Origin of the sequence: Streptomyces canarius (assembly GCF_014650735.1) — a bacterium.
GTDB lineage: Bacteria > Actinomycetota > Actinomycetes > Streptomycetales > Streptomycetaceae > Streptomyces > Streptomyces olivaceoviridis.
The window spans coordinates 86,536-104,378 of sequence record NZ_BMVN01000016.1 but is presented as its reverse complement, the minus strand read 5'-3'; the positions used below and the strand labels follow the sequence as shown (position 1 = coordinate 104,378).

The window sequence follows — 17,843 nt, the reverse complement described above, 5'->3', positions numbered from 1 at the left end:
CAGGGGGGAGAAGCCGTGAAGCTGTATGTCGCCGTGCCTCTGGTCCTGTTGGCGCTGCTCATCGCCGCCTCCGGCGTTGCGGCGGTCACCAGCGGCTGGGTACTCCCCATGAACCGGCGCCATGTCCGTGCCCCGCGGACCTACGGCTGGGGTCAGCTGGCGGTGGCCTTCGCGCTGTGCTGGCAACTGGTCTTCGGGTTGCTGACCGGCCGCCGCCCCTCCGGTCACCACCGGAGACCTGACCCACCATCATGACGAGGAGACCGGCGAGGAGAAGCACGGCGCCGGAGAACACCGCTCCGTCCCGCCCGCACCGGCGTCGTACCGCATCGCACGGCGGCCCTCCCGATCCCTTCCGAGACCGGAGGCCACCCAGGCCCGAGGAGTTCGTGACCGATCCGCGGGTGGGCGAGCGGATCACGCTCGTCGCCGAGGAGCGCGGGCACGTCGTCGCGGCGGCCCGCCCGAAGCGGTACCGCGCCGACGAGGAGGCCGGCCCGCACCACCGGGACGCCGGCGAGACCGACTGGTTCCTCCGGCACCCGCCCGCATCCTTCCGGCCGGGGGGACCGAGCAGGCGGCCGACCCGCTGATGCGTGCCTGTCCGGCCTGCCTGGCCCGCTGCCGGGGCCGCGTCGGCGCGCCTGGCGGAGCCCTGCCCGCCCCGGTCGTGTACGGCCCGCCCCGACCCCGGCCGCACGTCCGGGACCTCTGCGAGCGCCCCGGATTCCGGCACACCGGGGACACGGCCGACCCGCCCGGGGCCGAGCCGTGCCCCGGAGCACGGTCGAGCGCACGCCGGGGGAGTGCGGCACCCGCTTCACCGCCCCCACGGACGCGGGCATCGTCGGCTACGTCGAGGCCGGCATCTCCCTGGCCCGCCCCGAACGCCACGCGCGCGGCGCCGGCCGGGCCGACATCGCCGACCCGCACGTCGAGCCCGTGGGCCACGCCGCCGACCGGCTGCGGCTGTCCGTGCGGGACGGACCGGGTGCCGGCCTGCGAGCCCGCCGAGGACACGACCGCGATCGAACGCCTCCTCGACGCGGGCTTCCACGAACCGACCCGCACGGACCGACCCGCACGGACCGCGGCTGGGAACACCAGCCCCGCCGCCCGACCCGCCCCGTACCCGTCGGTCGTCCTAGATCCCCGGCCGGTACCGCAGTGGATGGTCCGACGGGACCTCCACCAGGACGATCGGGGTGCCGTCCGGATCGGCGATCCACATCTCGGCCAGGCCCCACGGCTCCCGCACCGGTGGCCGGACGATCTCGACGCCCCGCGCCCGCAGTTCCTCGCCCGCGGCCTTCACGTCCTCGACCTGCAACCACAGCCGGACCGCGGGCGAGGGCGGGCCCTCGGACCGGCCGGACACCTCCAGGAAGCCGCCGCCGAGGAAGTAGACCGTGCCGCGTTCGGGGCCGGTACCGAACTCGCGGTAGACGGACAGCCCCAGCTGCTCGCCGTAGAAGGCGCGGGAGCGCTCGGGGTCGGTGGGCCGGAGCAGGATCCGGCTGCTGAGTACATGCACCATGCGGGGGGAGCCTAGCGGCAGGGTTACTCTCGTCCGTGGCTCAGCCACGCCCGAGATCGGAGACCGCACCATGGACACCCTCGCCACCGGACTCGCCTTCCGGGATGCCACCGACGCCGACGTCGACGCCCTCGTCGCGCTGATCGAGTCGGCGTACCGGGGGGACAGCAGCCGGGCCGGGTGGACCACCGAGGCGGACCTCCTGGAGGGGCAGCGGACCGATCCGCAGGGCGTGCTGGAGGTGATCAAGGCCCCCGGGAGCCGGCTGCTGGCCGTCGAGCGGGACGGTCGTATCGTCGCCTGCTGCCAGCTGGAACACCGTGGCGCCCACGCCTACTTCGGCATGTTCGCGGTCAGCCCCGCCGTGCAGGGCGCGGGCCTCGGCAAGACCGTCATGGCGGAGGCCGAGCGCCTGGCCCGGGAGACCTGGGGCGTCACCGAGATGCAGATGACGGTGATCTCCCAGCGGGAGGACCTGATCGCCTGGTACGAGCGCCGCGGCTACCGCCGTACGGGCCGGACGCAGCCGTTCCCGTACGGCGACGAGCGCTTCGGCGTTCCGCGCCGCGCCGACCTGCGGTTCGAGGTGTTGGTCAAGCCGCTGGTGTGACGTCGTGGCAGGCGTCCGGGCGCGGGCCCGGACGCCTGGGTCACGCGGTGAAGCGGCCCGTGCGCTTGATCTCGGGATAGTCGGTCGTCGCCCCGTCCAGCTCCAGGGCGCGGACCAGCCGCAGCTGGTCCTGTGTGTTGACCACCCAGCCGACGATCCGCAGCCCGGAAGCGCGCGCGTGCTCGACGATCTCCAGGGTGAGCCGGCGGATGTCGAGACACACGGTGGCGGCACCCACGGCGACGGCTCGGTCCACCACGTCGGTGCCGTACCGGCTCGCGACCAGCGCGGTGCGCACGCCCGGCACCAGCCGCGCGATCTCGGCGACCGCCTCGTCGTGGAACGAGGACACCTCGATCCGCGCGGTCAGGTCACGCGCGTGCATCACCTCGGCCAGTGCCCGCGCCGCCGCGACATCCTTGATCCCGGCCTGCAACGGCGTGTCCACCGCCTCCAGGACCTCCTCGAACACCGGCACCCGCTCGCCGCGGCCCGCGTCCAGGGCGCGCAGCTCCGCAAGGGTCTTCTCGGCGACCGGTCCCGAGCCGTCGGTCGTACGGTCCACCTCTGCGTCGTGCATGACGACCAGGGCGCCGTCCTTGCTGAGATGCAGATCGAGTTCGATCAGGTCCAGGCCGGCCTGCTGCGCGGCGACGAAGGAACGAAGGGTGTTCTCGGGCTCGACGCCCATGACACCGCGGTGACCGATGGTAAGGAAGTTCAAGGTTCAACTCGCTTCCGTCGACGGCGGCTCGGGGACGCGCGGACCGACGGCCCCCGTACCGGACGTCGTCGTCCACGCGGCAGGCTCGCAGCCTAGTGGCCGGGCCGCGCGTTGAACCCGTGGCTGCACCGGGCATCCGGCGCCCGGACGGCCGCCCGCCGGCCGGTATCCATCGGATCATGACCTCCCCCGGCTCGCATGTTGTCGCCGAAGTGAGCGTCGTCACGGTTTACGACAGGAAAAACATCTGTGACCAAGGGGGTGGACAGAATAATTTCCCGATCCCGGTCTTGCTGAGAGAAACCGGGTATGCATACGGTGTCCATACGCGAGGTTCTCCTGTGGAGGATGGGACATGACGGAAATTCTTGTGCAGTCGGGTGCGGAGGACCAGGTTTCTTCGCTGACCAGGGTGGTGGAGCACCCGGCCTGGCCCGTGCTCAAGGATGCCGTGGAGCACATCCGGCCATGGCAGTCGAAGGACGGATCGATCGACTTCGACGCCGAGGGCGCCCCGGAGCGGGCCGACGCCGTCGCGGCCGTCGAGCGTGTCGCCGGCGCGGTCGAGCAGCTCTCCCCGCTCCTCCCGCATGACGCCGCCTACCACCAGGCGCTGGTGAAGGACCTCCGCCGCTGGGCCGAGGGCGGGTTCCAGGTGCCGGACTTCCTGGACTCCCTGCTGGTCTTCAACCCGGCCGCGAACCGCGCCGACGGCCTCCAGCACCTCGTCGTCTTCCCGATGTACACGCAGAACGGCAACCCGGACCGCAACCTGGAGGCGGTCGTGCTGCGCATGGTCTGGCCGGACTGGCTGGCCGAGCTGGAGCGCACCCGGTACGACAACCCGCTCTTCTGCGGTATCACCTTCGAGGACTTCACCTCGGGCTACGACACCAACTCCGCCGTTCTCTTCCCGGAGACGATCGCCGTCCGCGAGGCGCCGGAACGTTTCTCCTGGGGTGGCATCTTCTGCGACCGCGAGGCCGCCCGCTTCCGCCGCGTGACCGAGGCCGCCGTCGGCCTCCTGGGTCTTCAGCTGCCCGAGGACATCGCCGCGATGGTCCACGACCAGAAGCGCTGCGAAGAGGCCTTCGTGCTGTGGGACATGGTCCACGACCGCACCCACAGCCACGGCGACCTGCCGTTCGACCCCTTCATGATCAAGCAGCGCCAGCCGTTCTGGATGTACGGCCTGGAGGAGCTGCGCTGTGACCTCACCGCCTTCAAGGAGGCCGTCAAGCTCCAGGCGGACGGCGTCCCGCAGGCCCGTGACGTGCAGTACGCGGTCCTCTTCGACCGCATGTTCCGCTTCCCGGTCACCGGCGACCGCAACCGCAACTACGACGGCCTCGGCGGCCAGCTGCTCTTCGCCTACCTGCACCGGCACGACGTCGTCCGCTGGACCGACAACAAGCTCTCCATCGACTGGGAGCGCGCTCCGCAGGTCACCAACCAGCTGTGCGCCGAGATAGAGAAGCTCTACCGGGACGGCATCGACCGCCCGAAGCTGGTGCACTGGTTCGCCGGCTACCAGCTGGTCTCCACCTACCTCGCCCCGCACCCCGGCTCCAAGTGGGCCAAGGGTCCGGACGCCCTGGACCTGACCCAGCCCCCGCGCAAACTCGTGGACGACGTGCTTCCGGACGAGTTTCCGCTGAGCATGTTCTATGAGGCGCTGTCCAAGAAGCTGAAGAATGTGATCGCCTCGACGAAGGGCATCACGGCGGACACCGCCGAGCGGATCGCCGCGTGAGCGACCGCGTCCGGAACACTGCTCAAAAGGGGAAGAACATGGTGGGGAACGGGTCTCTCAGCGGTGCGGTGATCGCGGTGGCGGGCGCGGGCGGACCCGCCGGGCACGCGACGCTGATCCGGCTCGCCGAGGCGGGTGCCGTCGTCGTCGGCGCGGACAACAACCCGGAGCGGCTGGCGGAGTCCGTGGACGCGGCCCGCTACGCCCGCGGCGGCGCCGTAGTCACCGGCGAGACCGTGGACCTGCTCGACCTGCGCTCGGTCCGCGACTGGGCCGCGCGCATCGAGAAGGAGCACGGCCGGATCGACGGTCTGGTCCACCTGGTCGGCGGCTGGCGCGGCAGCGCGACCTTCGCCGAGACCGACCTGGCCGACTGGGACCTGCTGGAGAAGCTGCTCATCCGCACCGTCCAGCACACCTCGCTCGCCTTCTTCGACGCCCTGCAACGCAGCGACCGCGGCCGGTACCTGCTCATCAGCGCGGCCGGGGCGTCCAAGCCGACGGCCGGCAACGCGGCGTACTCCGCGGCCAAGGCCGCCGCCGAGGCGTGGACCCTCGCCATGGCCGACGGCTTCCGCAAGGCGGGGGGCGAGCAGGGCCCCCACTCGGCGGCTGCCATCCTGGTGGTCAAGGCGCTGGTGCACGACGCGATGCGCGCCGAACGCCCCAACGCGAAGTTCGCGGGCTTCACGGACGTCAAGGACCTGGCCGAGGCCATCGAAGGCGTCTGGAACAAGCCCGCCGCGGAAGTGAACGGAAACCGTCTGTGGCTGACCGAGAAGCCGTGAACCCTCCGAAGACCGACGCGCGTCGCCACCACGACCCGCAGGTCCGCGGTTTCGCCAGTGACAACTACGCCGGCGCCCACCCGGAGGTGCTGGCCGCCCTGGCCCTGGCCAACGGCGGCCATCAGGTGGCGTACGGCGAGGACGACTACACCGAGAACCTCCAGCGGATCATCCGGAGCCACTTCGGGGCCACCGCCGAGGCATTCCCGGTCTTCAACGGCACCGGCGCGAACGTCGTCGCGCTCCAGGCGGTCACCGACCGCTGGGGCGCGGTGATCTGCGCCGAGAGCGCCCACATCAACGTGGACGAGGGCGGTGCGCCCGAGCGCATGGGCGGGCTCAAACTGCTCACCGTGCCCACGCCGGACGGCAAGCTCACGCCCGAGCTGATCGACCGGCAGGCCTGGGGCTGGGAGGACGAGCACCGGGCGATGCCCCAGGTCGTGTCGATCACCCAGAGCACCGAGCTGGGCACCCTCTACACGCCCGAGGAGATCCGCGCGATCTGCGAGCACGCCCACGCGCACGGCATGAAGGTGCACCTGGACGGCTCCCGGATAGCCAACGCCGCCGCCTCCCTGAACGTGCCCATGCGGACGTTCACCAACGCGGTCGGCGTCGACATCCTCTCCCTGGGCGGGACGAAGAACGGCGCCGTGTTCGGCGAGGCGGTCGTCGTGCTCAACCAGGACGCGGTGCGGCAGATGAAGCACCTGCGGAAGATGTCGATGCAGCTGGCCTCCAAGATGCGCTTCGTCTCCGTGCAGCTGGAGGCGCTCCTCGCCAAGGACCTGTGGCTGCGCAATGCCCGGCACGCCAACGACATGGCCCAGCGGCTCGCCGAGGGCGTCCGCGCGGTGCACGGCGTGGAGATCCTCTACCCGGTGCAGGCCAACGGTGTCTTCGCCAAGCTGCCGCACGACGTGAGCGAGCGGCTCCAGAAGCGGTTCCGCTTCTACTTCTGGGACGAGGGCGCCGGGGTGGTGCGCTGGATGTGCTCCTTCGACACCACCGAGGACGACGTCGACATGTTCGTGGCGGCCCTGAAGGAGGAGATGGCGCGCTAGCCGTCGATTCTCCCTCCCACTCTGCATAGGTATGCGATCACTCGAAAGTCCATTGACTCTCGCGTGATCGCGTTCCTATGCTCTGCGGGCATGGAGCTCACCCAGGACGTCGCCGACCTGTCCGCCTACCTGGCCGCTGATGAGGCCATCGACCACCATCATCCGGTGGTCCGGGAGACCGCCGCCCGCCTGGCGACTGAAGTCGCCGACTCGTATGAATATGCGCGGGTCGCCTATGAATACGTCCGGGACGCCATCCCGCACTCCCAGGACTCCGGCGACCTCCGGGTCACCTGGCGCGCCTCCGACGTGCTGGCCCTCGGTACGGGCATCTGCTACGCCAAGTCCCACGCCCTGGTCGCCCTGCTGCGGGCCGAGGACATCCCGGCCGCCCTGTGCTACCAGCGGCTGGCGGACGGCGAGGGCGGGCACGTGGTCCACGGTCTGGCCGCCGTCCGCTTCCGCGGTGCCTGGCACCGGCAGGACCCCCGCGGCAACAAGCCGGGTGTCGACGCCCGGTTCTCGCTGGAGGGCGAGCGGCTGGCGTGGACCGCGGACCCCTCGTCCGGCGAGACGGACCATCCCGTGCTGTACGCCGCACCACATCCGGCCGTTCTCGCTGCCCTGCGGGCCGCACCCGACCGGCCGTACCTGTGGAAGACGCTCCCCGGCACCCTCTGAGACGGGACGGATGGCCTGTGCGATCGAGAGTGCCGTATCGTCAACGGGTCCGGCAGCCAGGCGAGTTCGGCTCTGCGGGACGACGTCGCCCGCCGCCCCGCCGCCCGCCTGTCCGGGCGTGCGCCGCACGAGGTCCGCACCTGTCCGCCTGGCGCGAGGTGCACACCGCCTCGGGCGCCCGATCCCCGATCGGCCTGCTCGTGGACCCGTACGTCGCCATCAGCGTGGCCTCCGCCTTCGTCCTGTGCCGGTCGAGGAGGCCCGCGTCGCTGCCACCGAACTCCCCGCACTCCTGGAGAGGTTCAGCCCCGGCGCACGCATCGAGGTGCGTGAGCCGGTCGGGGGGAGCGCCGGCTGGGGATCGGGCGACGGCCTGTCGTGACCTCCTTGGTCCGCGGGCGCCGGGCCGGCCGCAGGCCTCAGTGTGCCTCGGCCGCGGCCGTGCGCAGTTCCTCGGTCGTCGGCGCCGTGCCGCCCAGGTGGGTGGGGAGCCACCAGGTGTCCTCGGGGCCCTTGGGGCGGCCCGGGTACGCGCGCTGGGCGGCGTCCAGGAGCTCCTGGACGCGTTCGCGCAGGCGGCGGGTGATCGCGCCGGCGTACTGGTCGCGCGGTGCTTCCACCGGCTCGCCGACGCGGACGGTGACGGGCAGGTGGTTGCGCTTGAAGTTGCGGGGATGGCCCTTGGTCCACAGCCGCTGCGTGCCCCACACCGCCATCGGGACCAGCGGGACGCCCGCCTCCTGGGCCAGGCGGGCCGCGCCCGACTTGAAGCTCTTCAGCGTGAAGGACTGCGAGATCGTCGCCTCCGGGAACACCCCGATGACCTCACCGGAGCGCAGCGAGTCCAGCGCGTGCGCGTACGCCGCGTCGCCCTGGTTGCGGTCCACCGGGATGTGCTTCATGCCCCGCATCAGCGGCCCGGAGACCTTGTGCCGGAAGACCGACTCCTTCGCCATGAACCGCACCAGACGCTTCTGCGGCAGCGCGGCCAGGCCGTTGAAGATGAAGTCCAGATAGCTGATGTGATTGCTCACCAGCACCGCGCCGCCCGCGCGCGGGATGTTCTCCGACCCCTGGCAGTCGATCCGCAGATCCCAGACCTTGAACATCGTCTTGGCGAAACCGATGACGGGACGGTAGACCAACTCTGCCATGGGCGGGGTGGACCCTTTCTGCTCTGCTCGGGAAAGGGGCTCCCGGCGGGAAAGTTACGCAGCCGTAGGTTTACGGCGTCTCGCAGATCGTGCCCGAAGAACGGACGGGGGGCCAGTCCTGGTGCCCCGCGGCGGCGAGATCCTCGTCACGTCGGCCTACATCCCACCGTGGATCCTCATGTCCCCTTACTCCATACGTGTCCTCGTTCCCCGAGGAGGAGAAGACATGCCGGACCGTGACGGCGGCCGCCGCGTCCGGCACGGCCCGGGAATCTTTGCGGTCCCCGGAACGCTTCTGTGTGGATGACCGGCGGTGTGCCGGGCGGTGCTCGCGGCGGCGGGCGCCCGGGCGGAGCCGTACGAGCGGCGGAAGGGGAGAACGCGGGTGCGCGGGCACGAAGACGGCAGGCGGCTCGGTGCGGCCGAACTCGGCGGCGAACTGGGGGAGCGCGCCACGCTCGTACAGTTCTCCAGTGCCTTCTGCGCTCCCTGCCGGGCCACCCGGCGGGTCCTCGCCGAAGTCGCCGCGATGGTCCCGGGCGTGACCCACGTCGAGGTCGACGCGGAGGCGTACCTGGACCTCGTACGCGAACTGGAGATCCTCAAGACACCCACCGTCCTGGTCCTCGACGCCGCCGGACGGGTGGTGCGGCGCGCCGCCGGACAGCCGCGCAAGGCCGACGTCATCGCCGCCCTCGGGGAGGCCGTGTGAGCGGGTGTCAGGGACGGTGGGACATCTTCCAGATCCCGGAACCGGCTTGACTGTACGCGCCACCTATCGTCAGCCTGACCGTATGCCGACCGAAGTCCTTCTCTACGGCCGGGTCCACGTCGACCTGGCCCGCACCGCGAGCGCGTGCTGTCCGGGCCGTTGAGCTGCCACGGACCCACGCCCCGACTTTCGCAGAAGGACAGTTCCATGACGGCCACGCCCGACCTCGGCACCGCCCGGCTCGCCTCCCCCGACCTGCTGCGCTCCACCTTCCGCCGGCATGCCGCCGGTGTGGCGGTGATCACCGCGCGCGGCGCCTCCGGCCCGGTCGGCTTCACCGCCACCTCCCTGGCCTCCGTCTCCGCCGACCCGCCCCTGGTCTCCTTCGGCATCGGTACCGGAGCCTCGAGCTGGCCCGCGGTGGCCGAGGCCGGCCATGTCGGCGTGCACATACTCGGCGAGCACCAGAGCGAGCTGGCGGCCACCTTCGCCCGCAGCGGTGCCGACCGCTTCGGCGCGCCCACCGTCTGGCGGGAGGGCCCGGAGGGCGTCCCGGTGCTGGACGGCGTGCTCGCCTGGCTGGTGTGCCGGATCGTCGGGCGGGTCCCGGCCGGTGATCACCGGATCGTGCTCGCCGAGGTGGTCCTCGGCGACCCCTCGGGCGCCGGTCGCCCGCTCCTCTACCACCAGGGCCGCTTCAACGGCCTGCGGGATTGATCACGCCCTGACCGTGCCGCCCCCTCCTGCGAGGCCGTCGAGTTCCGGTTACGCTGCGTTGCGAAGGTCACAGTTCAAAGCGCTTGCTTAGCGGGCATGGACTAGGTGTACTGGCGAGTAATATTTCGTTCGGAGCGTGCGGACGCCCCGACCGGGATCGCCCGCTTGAGGCGCCTATGCTGCCTGCAAGAGGCAGCCCGAAATGACGATGCAGTAGGAGAGCCGGCGTGAGCTTGAGGATCGTTGTCACTGTGAAGTACGTGCCCGACGCCACTGGCGACCGGCACTTCGCCGATGACCTGACCGTCGACCGCGACGACGTGGACGGTCTGCTCTCCGAGCTGGACGAGTACGCGGTCGAGCAGGCCCTCCAGATCGCGGAAGACCGCCGGGACCAGGGGGACGACGCCGAGGTCACCGTCCTGACGGTCGGCCCCGAGGATGCCAAGGACGCGCTCCGCAAGGCCCTCTCGATGGGTGCCGACAAGGCCATCCACGTCGAGGACGACGACCTGCACGGCACCGACGCCATCGGCACCTCCCTGGTCCTGGCCAAGGCCGTCGAGAAGGCCGGCTACGACCTGGTCATCTCCGGCATGGCCTCCACCGACGGCACCATGGGTGTCGTCCCGGCGCTGGTCGCCGAGCGCCTCGGCGTCCCCCAGGTCACCCTGCTGTCCGAGGTCTCCGTCGAGGACGGCACGGTCAAGGGCCGCCGCGACGGTGACGCCGCCTCGGAGCAGCTTGAGGCGCAGCTCCCGGCCGTCGTCTCCGTCACCGACCAGTCGGGCGAGGCCCGCTACCCGTCCTTCAAGGGCATCATGGCGGCCAAGAAGAAGCCGGTGGAGTCCTGGGACCTGTCCGACCTCGACATCGAGGCCGAGGAGGTCGGCCTGGACGGCGCGTTCACCAAGGTCGAGGCCGCGACCGAGCGTCCGGCCCGCACGGCCGGCACCATCGTCAAGGACGAGGGCGAGGGCGGCAAGCAGCTCGCTGAGTTCCTCGCGGGCCAGAAGTTCATCTGAGGCCCGCCCCCGCTGACCGCCCCTCAACTTCGTTTCGCAGGAGAGCAATCCCATGGCTGAAGTCCTCGTCTACGTCGACCACGTGGACGGTGCCGTCCGCAAGCCCACCCTGGAGCTGCTGACCCTGGCCCGCCGCCTCGGCGAGCCCGTCGCCGTCGCGCTCGGCAACGGCGCCGCCGACACCGCCGCCACGCTCGCCGAGCACGGCGCGGTGAAGGTCCTCACCCACGACGCGTCCGAGTACGCCGAGTACCTGGTCGTGCCGAAGGTGGACGCCCTTCAGGCCGCCTACGAGGCCGCCTCCCCGGCCGCCGTGCTGGTGCCGTCCTCCGCCGAGGGCAAGGAGATCGCCGCCCGCCTGGCGCTGCGCATCGGCTCCGGCATCATCACCGACGCCGTCGACCTGGAGGCCGGCGACGAGGGCCCGGTGGCCACCCAGTCGGTGTTCGCCGCGTCCTTCACCACCAAGTCCCGCGTCATCAAGGGCACCCCGGTCATCACGGTCAAGCCGAACTCGGCCGCCGTCGAGGCCGCCCCGGCCGCGGGCGCGGTCGAGGCCCTGTCCGTGACCTTCTCGGACAAGGCGACCGGCACGAAGATCACCGGCCGTACGCCGCGTGAGTCGACGGGCCGCCCGGAGCTCACCGAGGCCGCCATCGTGGTCTCCGGTGGCCGCGGTGTGAACGGCGCCGAGAACTTCTCGATCATCGAGGCCCTCGCGGACCAGCTCGGCGCGGCCGTCGGTGCCTCGCGTGCCGCCGTCGACGCCGGCTGGTACCCGCACACCAACCAGGTGGGCCAGACCGGTAAGTCGGTCTCGCCGCAGCTCTACATCGCCAACGGCATCTCCGGTGCGATCCAGCACCGTGCCGGCATGCAGACCTCGAAGACGATCGTGGCCGTCAACAAGGACGCCGAGGCCCCGATCTTCGAGCTGGTCGACTTCGGTGTGGTCGGCGACCTGTTCGACGTCGTCCCGCAGCTGACCGAGGAGATCAAGGCCCGCAAGGGCTGAGTCCGCCCAGGGCGCGCCCGAGGCCCCGGTGACCGACCCGGTCACCGGGGCCTCGGTGCATCCTGGTGCCGGCGGGCGGGCGCGGGCGGCCAGGGTCCGGACGGGGTGTTGACCCGTGAGAATCACCCGGATAACTTCATTCTACGGATTGTTGATTCCGTAGAGCGGAAACTTGGAGGGTGTGGGATGGGTCAGCAGGAGAAGGTGGCGACGAGCCTCGCGGGTGCCGTCAGCGAGGAGATCAGCGCCTCCCTCGCACCGGTCGACGCGGAGCTGGAACGCCGCTACCCCGGGGACCCCGGCACCCGGCAGCCCGTCCACACCGTGTACGTCCCCGGGGACGCCTTCGCCGCCGGCACCCTTCGCTCCTGGGGCGACCAGGCGCTCGCCCTGCTCGACGAACACGCCCCCGACGCCGCCTCCTTCGCGGCGGTCCTCGGCCTGTCCGACGAACTGGCCGAGCCGGTCCACTCCCGCGTCCGCGCCAAGCTGGAGCGCGAGCCCGTCGAGGACCTGCGCGTCGACTTCGAGGACGGCTACGGCCCCCGGCCCGACGCCGAGGAGGACGTAACGGCCGCCCGCGCGGCCCGGCTGATCGCCGAGGCGTACGCGAACGGCACGGCCGCGCCGTACATGGGCATCCGCATGAAGTGCATGGAGGCCGCCGTACGCGACCGGGGCATCCGGACCCTCGACGTCTTCCTCACCGGCCTCGTTCAGGCCGGCGGCCTGCCCGAGGGCCTGGTCCTCACCCTGCCCAAGGTCACCTACCCCGAGCAGGTCGGCGCCTTCGTCCGGCTCCTGGAGGCATTCGAGAAGGCGCACGGCCTGGACGCCGGACGCCTGGGCTTCGAGATCCAGATCGAGACCAGCCAGGCCATCCTCGCCGCCGACGGCACCGCCACCGTCGCCCGCATGATCCAGGCCGCCGAGGGCCGCGCCACCGGGCTGCACTACGGCACCTTCGACTACAGCGCCTGCCTCGGCGTCTCCGCCGCCCACCAGGCCAGCGACCACCCGGCCGCCGACCACGCCAAGGCGGTCATGCAGGTCGCGGCGGCCGGCACCGGCGTCCGGGTGTCCGACGGCTCCACCAACGTCCTCCCCGTCGGCCCGACCGCCAAGGTCCACGACGCCTGGCGCCTGCACTACGGCCTCACCCGCCGCGCCCTCGCCCGCGCCTACTACCAGGGCTGGGACATGCACCCCGGTCACCTCCCCACCCGCTACGCGGCGGTCTTCGCCTTCTACCGCGAGGGGTTGGAGCAGGCGGCGGCCCGCCTCGCCCGGTACGCCAACCGGGCCGGCGGCGACGTCATGGACGAGCCCGCCACGGCCAAGGCCCTCAGCGGCTACCTGCTGCGCGGCCTGGACTGCGGTGCCCTCGACCTCCCCGAGGTCACCCGCCTCACCGGCCTGACCCGCACCGACCTGGAGAGCTTCGCGTCCCCCCGCCGCGGCGACCTGACGGCGTCCGCGCAGTAGCGAGGGGCCATGCGGGGGAGGAGGGCGTCCGGCGACCGGGCCCCTCCTCCCGGGCTGCGGGGCTCCGTCCAGGCATACGGCTGCGAGACCCGCCGCAGGTACCCCCCTCAGACCGCCGGTGGCAGTTCGCCCGAGCCGCGGGTGACCAGACGGGTCGGCAGTTCGATGCGTTCGGGGGCGAGGAGGGTGCCGTCGAGCTGGCGGAAGAGGCGCTCGGCGGCGGTGCGGCCGAGGGCCGCCGCGTCCTGCGCGACGACCGTGACGCCGGGCTGGAGCAGGTCGGCCAGCTCGATGTCGTCGAAGCCGACGAGCGCGACCGGGCGGGACTGCTCGGCGAGGACCCGGATCACGGTGACCGTCACCCGGTTGTTGCCGGCGAAGATCGCGGTCACCGGGTCGGCTCCGGACAGCATCTCCTCCGTCGCCCGGCGCACCCGCTCCGGGTTCGTCGCGCCGAGGGACATCCAGCGCTCCTCGACGGCTATGCCCGCGTCCTCCATGGCCGCCCGGTAGCCGCGCAGCCGCTCCGCCGCGGTGTGGATGCGGGGCATGTCGCCGATGAACCCGATCCGGCGGTGGCCGTGCGCGATGAGGTGGGCGACCCCGCCGCGGGCGCCGCCGTAGTTGTCGGACAGCACGACGTCCGCGTCGATCCGTCCGGCCGGGCGGTCCACGAACACGGTCGCCACACCCGCCCTGATCTCCGGCTCCAGATAGCGGTGGTCGTCCCCGGCCGGGATCACCACCAGACCGTCCACCCGGCGCGCGCACAGCGCCAGCGCCAGCTCCTGCTCCCGCTCGGGGTCCTCGGCGCTGGAGCCGTTGATCAGCAGGGCGCCGTGCGCGCGGGCCACCTCCTCGACGGCGCGGCTGAGCGGGCCGTAGAACGGGTCCGCGAGATCCTCCAGCACCAGGCCGATGCTGGCCGTCCGGCCCTTGCGCAGCACCCGGGCGCTGTCGTTGCGGCGGAAGCCGAGCGCCTCGATCGCCTCCTGCACCCGGCGCTCGGTGTCCGGGGTGACCCCGGGTTCACCGTTGACCACCCGGGAGACCGTCTTCAGCCCGACCCCGGCGCGCGCCGCCACGTCCTTCATCGTCGGCCGGTTGCCGTACCGGTTTCCGGGGAGGCGGTCTGCGCGGCGGCTGGTCTCGGGCACGATGCGTCTGTCCTGTCTCTCGTCCGTCCACGGGGGTGGTGCGCGGACCGTGGGCTTGTATGAGGATGTGGCGTCGAGCATAGAGCCTGGACAACGTTGTCAGAAGCGCGAGAGACTGTCCACCGCTGTCTCCGGCCTGCGCCCCACCGCTTGACCGGCCTGCCTCTCTTTGGTTTTTTCAAGCTTGAACGGGGAGATCTGACTCTGATGCATACCGACCTCGTGGCGGCCCTGGACATCGGCGGCACCAAGATCGCCGGCGCGCTGGTGGACGGCGGCGGCCGGATCCTGGCCAGGGCCCAGCGCGCCACGCCCGCCCAGCAGGACGGCGAAACGGTCATGCGGGCCGTGACGGAGGTGCTCGGCGACCTCGCCGGGTCGCCCCTGTGGGAACGCGCGGGCTCGATCGGCATCGGCAGCGCCGGGCCGGTCGACGCCTCCGCGGGCACCGTGAGCCCGGTGAACGTGCCGGGCTGGCGCGACTTCCCACTGGTGGACCGGGTGCGTACGGTCACCGGGGGCCTGCCGGTGGAGCTGATCGGCGACGGTGTCGCGATCACCGCGGCCGAGCACTGGCAGGGCGCCGCACGCGGTCACGACAACGCGCTGTGCATGGTGGTCTCGACGGGGGTCGGCGGTGGCCTGGTGCTGGGCGGACGCCTGCATCCCGGTCCGACCGGCAACGCCGGGCACATCGGCCACATCAGCGTCGATCTGGACGGTGATCCCTGCCCGTGCGGCTCGCGTGGCTGCGTGGAGCGGATCGCCAGCGGCCCGAACATCGCCCGCCGGGCGCTGGAACACGGCTGGCGCCCCGGGCCGGACGGTGACACCTCGGCCGCCGCGGTGGCCGCCGCCGCCCGCGCGGGCGACCCGGTGGCCGTGGCCTCCTTCGAGCGGGCTGCGCAGGCGCTCGCCGCCGGTATCGCGGCCACCGCGACCCTGGTCGAGATCGACATCGCGGTGATCGGCGGGGGCGTCGGCAAGGCGGGCGACGTCCTGTTCACGCCCCTGCGCAAGGCCCTCACCGACTACGCGACCCTGTCCTTCGTGCGGCACCTCACCGTCGTGCCCGCGCAGATGGGCACCGACGCGGGGCTGGTCGGCGCGGCTGCGGCGGCCCTGATCCGCACCCCGGACGCGACGGCGGCGAGCCGCTAGGGTTCGCCGGTTCCGGCGGCGGGGCGGGCCAGGGGCTCGCCGGATCAGGCAGACGACCCGGCGAAGCCCCGGCCCCGGCTCCCGGTGAAGCCGCGGACCCGGCTCCGGGCGGGCCCGGAGCCGAGCCCCGGGGGTCAGCAGGTGAGGCGGGCGTCCGCCCAGTCCGCGTGGTCCGAGTCGACGCCGTCGCCGCCGTCGGTGACCACCAGCCGGACCACCTGGGCGCCGGTGACGTCGGCGGTGAGCGACTGGGCGGGCATCGCGTTGGTGAGGACGCCGGTGGACGCGGCCTTCGTGCCGTCCGCCCAGATCTCGAAGGCGACGGTGCCCTTCGTGCCCTTCTCGTCGTCCACGCCGACCTCCGCGGTGACCTTCTCGCAGGCCTCGCCGGTGTAGAAGGAGATGTCGCTGAGCGCGTGGACGCCGAGCCCCTTGGCGTACACCGTCCCGCCGATGGTGAGCGGATTCCCGTCACCGGCGGCGCTCTCCCCGTTGCTGGTGTTCCGCTCCACCGGCCCCCAGCCGCTGGTCGCCGACAGCCACGGCAGATCGCCGAGGTACGACGTCCCGGCGGGCGGCGGCACGACGACGGACGCGGTCAGCGGAAGGGTGCTGGTGACCGGTGTGCCGGACGGCGAGCGGTAGTTCGTCGTGAGCGTGAGGCCGTAGGAGCCGGTCGGGGTGCCGGACGGCGCGGTCACCCGCCAGCCGGTGCGCAGCGTCCCGCCGGGGGCGAGCGTGGCGGCCGAGGTCGCCGAGGTGGGCCGTACCGTCCAGCCGGCGGGGCCGGTCAGCGACACGGAGACCCGTCGCGCGGGTGTCCGGCCGAGGTCGGTGACGGTGCTGGTGAGCGTGGCCGGCTCGGCCGCCTCCAGCAACGTGCTGCCGTCCAGGCCGAGTTCGACGGCCGGCGGGTGGGTGGCCCAGCGCGGGTCGCCCGCGACGCGCAGCAGGACCGTGCCGTGCGCCGGGACGGTGGCGGCGATGGTGCCGGCGGTGTTGTACGTGCGGTGCTGCCACAGGTCGCGCAGGGCGTAGGCGTCGGCGTCCGGCAGGCCGACGGCACGCGCGCTGGTGGCGATCCGCTGGGCGGTGCCGGACTCGTTGAAGAGGGCCACCGCGCGGCTGCCGTCCTTCATCTCCTTGGCGACGACCCAGCGCCCGCCCCCGGAGGAGACGACGGTGCCCTGCTTGCCGAGCGGGTCCTGGTCGACGGCGATGACCTCCTTGTTGCCCAGGATGTCGTAGGTCGCCGGGGATGCCTTGCGCAGGTCGGTGCCGATGAGCAGGGGCGCGGCCATGACCGACCAGAGCGAGAAGTGCGAGCGGTACTCGGTGTCCGTCATGCCGCCGTTGCCGACCTCCAGCATGTCGGGGTCGTTCCAGTGCCCGGGGCCGGCGTACGGCGCGAGCGGGAGGTTCTGCTTCAGGATCGACAGCATCGAACTCCAGCTGTCGCTGATGTCACCGGTGGTCCGCCACAGGTGGCCGACGTCCGAGGCCCACTCCCAGGGCTTGTTCTGGCCCCACTCGCAGATGCTGTAGACGATGGGCCGCCCGGTCGCCTCCAGCGCGTCCCGCATGGTCCGGTAGCGCTGCTGGGCGTCCACGCCCTGGTTGTTGCAGTTGTCGTACTTCAGGTAGTCCACGCCCCAGTCGGCGAACTGCCGCGCGTCGCTGTACTCGTGGCCCAGGGCGCCCGGGAAGCCCGTGCTGTCGCAGGTCTTGGTGCCGGCGCTGGTGTAGATGCCGAGCTTGAGCCCCTTGGCGTGGACGTAGTCCGCGACCGCCTTGATCCCGTCCGGGAAGCGGGCGGGGTCGGGCACCAGCTTGCCGTTCGCGTCACGGTCCGGCAGGGCCCAGCAGTCGTCCAGGTTGACGTACTGGTAGCCCGCGTCCTTCAGGCCCTTCTCCACGAACAGGTCCGCGATGCCCTCGACCATGGACGCGTTGAACTCGGCGCGGCAGTGGGTGGAGTTCCAGTTGTTGAAGCCCATCGGCGGGGTGAGGGCGAGCCCGTCGGCGAGGGCGGGCGCGGCGGGGGTCTCGGCGGGGGCCGCCAGGGCGGGGGCGGCGAGGCCCGCCGCGCACAGCAGGCCGGCGGTGAGCGCTCCGGCCACTCTTCGGCGCGTGGTGCGGGTCGTGCGGGTGTGAGGGTGACGCATCGTTGACGTTCCTCCGACTCGCGAAACCGGGATGACTGCATGTACGCGTCATCGGTGCGCGTTTACGGTAGGACCTGTCTGACTGTGTTGGA

At 72.0% G+C, this 17,843-nt stretch carries 19 protein-coding genes; 14 read left to right on the top strand and 5 right to left on the bottom strand.

Annotated features, from left to right (window positions below; all coding sequences use genetic code 11):
- Nucleotides 1–15: 15 nt before the first annotated feature.
- Both IE294_RS23055 and IE294_RS23050 read left to right on the top strand, forming a co-directional pair.
- Nucleotides 16–255 (top strand): hypothetical protein, encoded by a 240-nt coding sequence (locus tag IE294_RS23055; protein WP_229917302.1) that lies wholly within the window; start codon nucleotides 16–18, stop codon nucleotides 253–255.
- A 134-nt stretch (nucleotides 256–389) separates the two neighbouring features.
- Nucleotides 390–593, top strand: a complete 204-nt coding sequence (locus tag IE294_RS23050; RefSeq protein ID WP_189889056.1) for a hypothetical protein — start codon at nucleotides 390–392, stop codon at nucleotides 591–593.
- A gap of 551 nt (nucleotides 594–1,144) precedes the next feature.
- Here the strand turns inward: IE294_RS23050 and IE294_RS23045 are convergent.
- Nucleotides 1,145–1,537 carry a VOC family protein gene (locus IE294_RS23045; protein WP_189889053.1) on the bottom strand — a complete coding sequence of 131 codons (393 nt, stop codon included), beginning with the start codon at nucleotides 1,535–1,537 and terminating at the stop codon, nucleotides 1,145–1,147.
- Between the two features lie 70 nt (nucleotides 1,538–1,607).
- Between IE294_RS23045 and IE294_RS23040 the strand changes: the two genes are divergently transcribed.
- Entirely contained in the window at nucleotides 1,608–2,147 is a 540-nt protein-coding gene (locus tag IE294_RS23040; protein ID WP_189889051.1) for a GNAT family N-acetyltransferase, read from the top strand.
- Between the two features lie 40 nt (nucleotides 2,148–2,187).
- On the opposite strand, the gene IE294_RS23035 is transcribed toward IE294_RS23040, so the two are convergent.
- The gene (locus tag IE294_RS23035; protein ID WP_189889049.1) at nucleotides 2,188–2,871 is read right to left on the bottom strand and encodes a glycerophosphodiester phosphodiesterase; all 684 of its coding nucleotides are present in this window, start codon (nucleotides 2,869–2,871) and stop codon (nucleotides 2,188–2,190) included.
- A gap of 355 nt (nucleotides 2,872–3,226) precedes the next feature.
- On the opposite strand from IE294_RS23035, the gene IE294_RS23030 reads away from it, so the two are divergent.
- The 4 genes from IE294_RS23030 to IE294_RS23015 all read left to right on the top strand — a co-directional run bounded on the left by IE294_RS23030 (nucleotide 3,227) and on the right by IE294_RS23015 (nucleotide 7,160).
- Nucleotides 3,227–4,624, top strand: a complete 1,398-nt coding sequence (locus IE294_RS23030; protein WP_189889047.1) for a DUF6421 family protein — start codon at nucleotides 3,227–3,229, stop codon at nucleotides 4,622–4,624.
- 38 nt (nucleotides 4,625–4,662) lie between these two features.
- Nucleotides 4,663–5,412, top strand: a complete 750-nt coding sequence (locus IE294_RS23025; RefSeq protein WP_189889045.1) for an SDR family NAD(P)-dependent oxidoreductase — start codon at nucleotides 4,663–4,665, stop codon at nucleotides 5,410–5,412.
- Nucleotides 5,409–6,479, top strand: a complete 1,071-nt coding sequence (locus IE294_RS23020) for a threonine aldolase family protein (RefSeq protein ID WP_189889043.1) — start codon at nucleotides 5,409–5,411, stop codon at nucleotides 6,477–6,479. The genes IE294_RS23025 and IE294_RS23020 overlap by 4 nt, the downstream gene beginning before the upstream one ends.
- Before the next feature lie 90 nt (nucleotides 6,480–6,569).
- Nucleotides 6,570–7,160: a transglutaminase-like domain-containing protein gene (locus IE294_RS23015; protein WP_189889041.1), complete on the top strand. Its 591-nt coding sequence runs from the start codon at nucleotides 6,570–6,572 to the stop codon at nucleotides 7,158–7,160.
- Nucleotides 7,161–7,579: 419 nt separating this feature from the next.
- Here IE294_RS23015 and IE294_RS23010 read toward each other — a convergent pair whose 3' ends face one another.
- Nucleotides 7,580–8,314, bottom strand: a complete 735-nt coding sequence (locus IE294_RS23010) for a lysophospholipid acyltransferase family protein (RefSeq protein WP_189889039.1) — start codon at nucleotides 8,312–8,314, stop codon at nucleotides 7,580–7,582.
- A 313-nt stretch (nucleotides 8,315–8,627) separates the two neighbouring features.
- Between IE294_RS23010 and IE294_RS23005 the strand changes: the two genes are divergently transcribed.
- The 6 genes from IE294_RS23005 (at nucleotide 8,628) to IE294_RS22985 (ending at nucleotide 13,268) form a co-directional block, all read left to right on the top strand.
- Complete coding sequence (locus IE294_RS23005) at nucleotides 8,628–9,026, top strand: TlpA family protein disulfide reductase (protein WP_189889037.1); 399 nt, start codon at nucleotides 8,628–8,630, stop codon at nucleotides 9,024–9,026.
- An 82-nt stretch (nucleotides 9,027–9,108) separates the two neighbouring features.
- Nucleotides 9,109–9,189 carry a putative leader peptide gene (locus IE294_RS49725; RefSeq protein WP_359834543.1) on the top strand — a complete coding sequence of 27 codons (81 nt, stop codon included), beginning with the start codon at nucleotides 9,109–9,111 and terminating at the stop codon, nucleotides 9,187–9,189.
- 44 nt (nucleotides 9,190–9,233) lie between these two features.
- A complete protein-coding gene (locus tag IE294_RS23000; RefSeq protein ID WP_189818590.1) occupies nucleotides 9,234–9,743 on the top strand; it encodes a flavin reductase family protein in 510 nt (169 codons plus the stop codon).
- A 227-nt stretch (nucleotides 9,744–9,970) separates the two neighbouring features.
- The gene (locus IE294_RS22995; protein WP_189889035.1) at nucleotides 9,971–10,768 is read left to right on the top strand and encodes an electron transfer flavoprotein subunit beta/FixA family protein; all 798 of its coding nucleotides are present in this window, start codon (nucleotides 9,971–9,973) and stop codon (nucleotides 10,766–10,768) included.
- A gap of 52 nt (nucleotides 10,769–10,820) precedes the next feature.
- Nucleotides 10,821–11,783, top strand: a complete 963-nt coding sequence (locus IE294_RS22990; protein WP_189889033.1) for an electron transfer flavoprotein subunit alpha/FixB family protein — start codon at nucleotides 10,821–10,823, stop codon at nucleotides 11,781–11,783.
- 186 nt (nucleotides 11,784–11,969) lie between these two features.
- Nucleotides 11,970–13,268, top strand: a complete 1,299-nt coding sequence (locus IE294_RS22985; RefSeq protein WP_189889031.1) for a DUF6986 family protein — start codon at nucleotides 11,970–11,972, stop codon at nucleotides 13,266–13,268.
- A 107-nt stretch (nucleotides 13,269–13,375) separates the two neighbouring features.
- On the opposite strand, the gene IE294_RS22980 is transcribed toward IE294_RS22985, so the two are convergent.
- A complete protein-coding gene (locus tag IE294_RS22980) occupies nucleotides 13,376–14,425 on the bottom strand; it encodes a LacI family DNA-binding transcriptional regulator (protein WP_189889029.1) in 1,050 nt (349 codons plus the stop codon).
- Nucleotides 14,426–14,632: 207 nt separating this feature from the next.
- Here IE294_RS22980 and IE294_RS22975 point away from each other — a divergent pair, with 207 nt between their 5' ends.
- Nucleotides 14,633–15,586, top strand: a complete 954-nt coding sequence (locus IE294_RS22975) for an ROK family protein (RefSeq protein ID WP_189889027.1) — start codon at nucleotides 14,633–14,635, stop codon at nucleotides 15,584–15,586.
- Between the two features lie 134 nt (nucleotides 15,587–15,720).
- Here the strand turns inward: IE294_RS22975 and IE294_RS22970 are convergent, their stop codons facing one another.
- On the bottom strand, nucleotides 15,721–17,751 hold the full coding sequence (locus IE294_RS22970) for an NPCBM/NEW2 domain-containing protein (protein WP_189889025.1): 2,031 nt from the start codon (nucleotides 17,749–17,751) through the stop codon (nucleotides 15,721–15,723).
- Nucleotides 17,752–17,843: the final 92 nt, after the last annotated feature.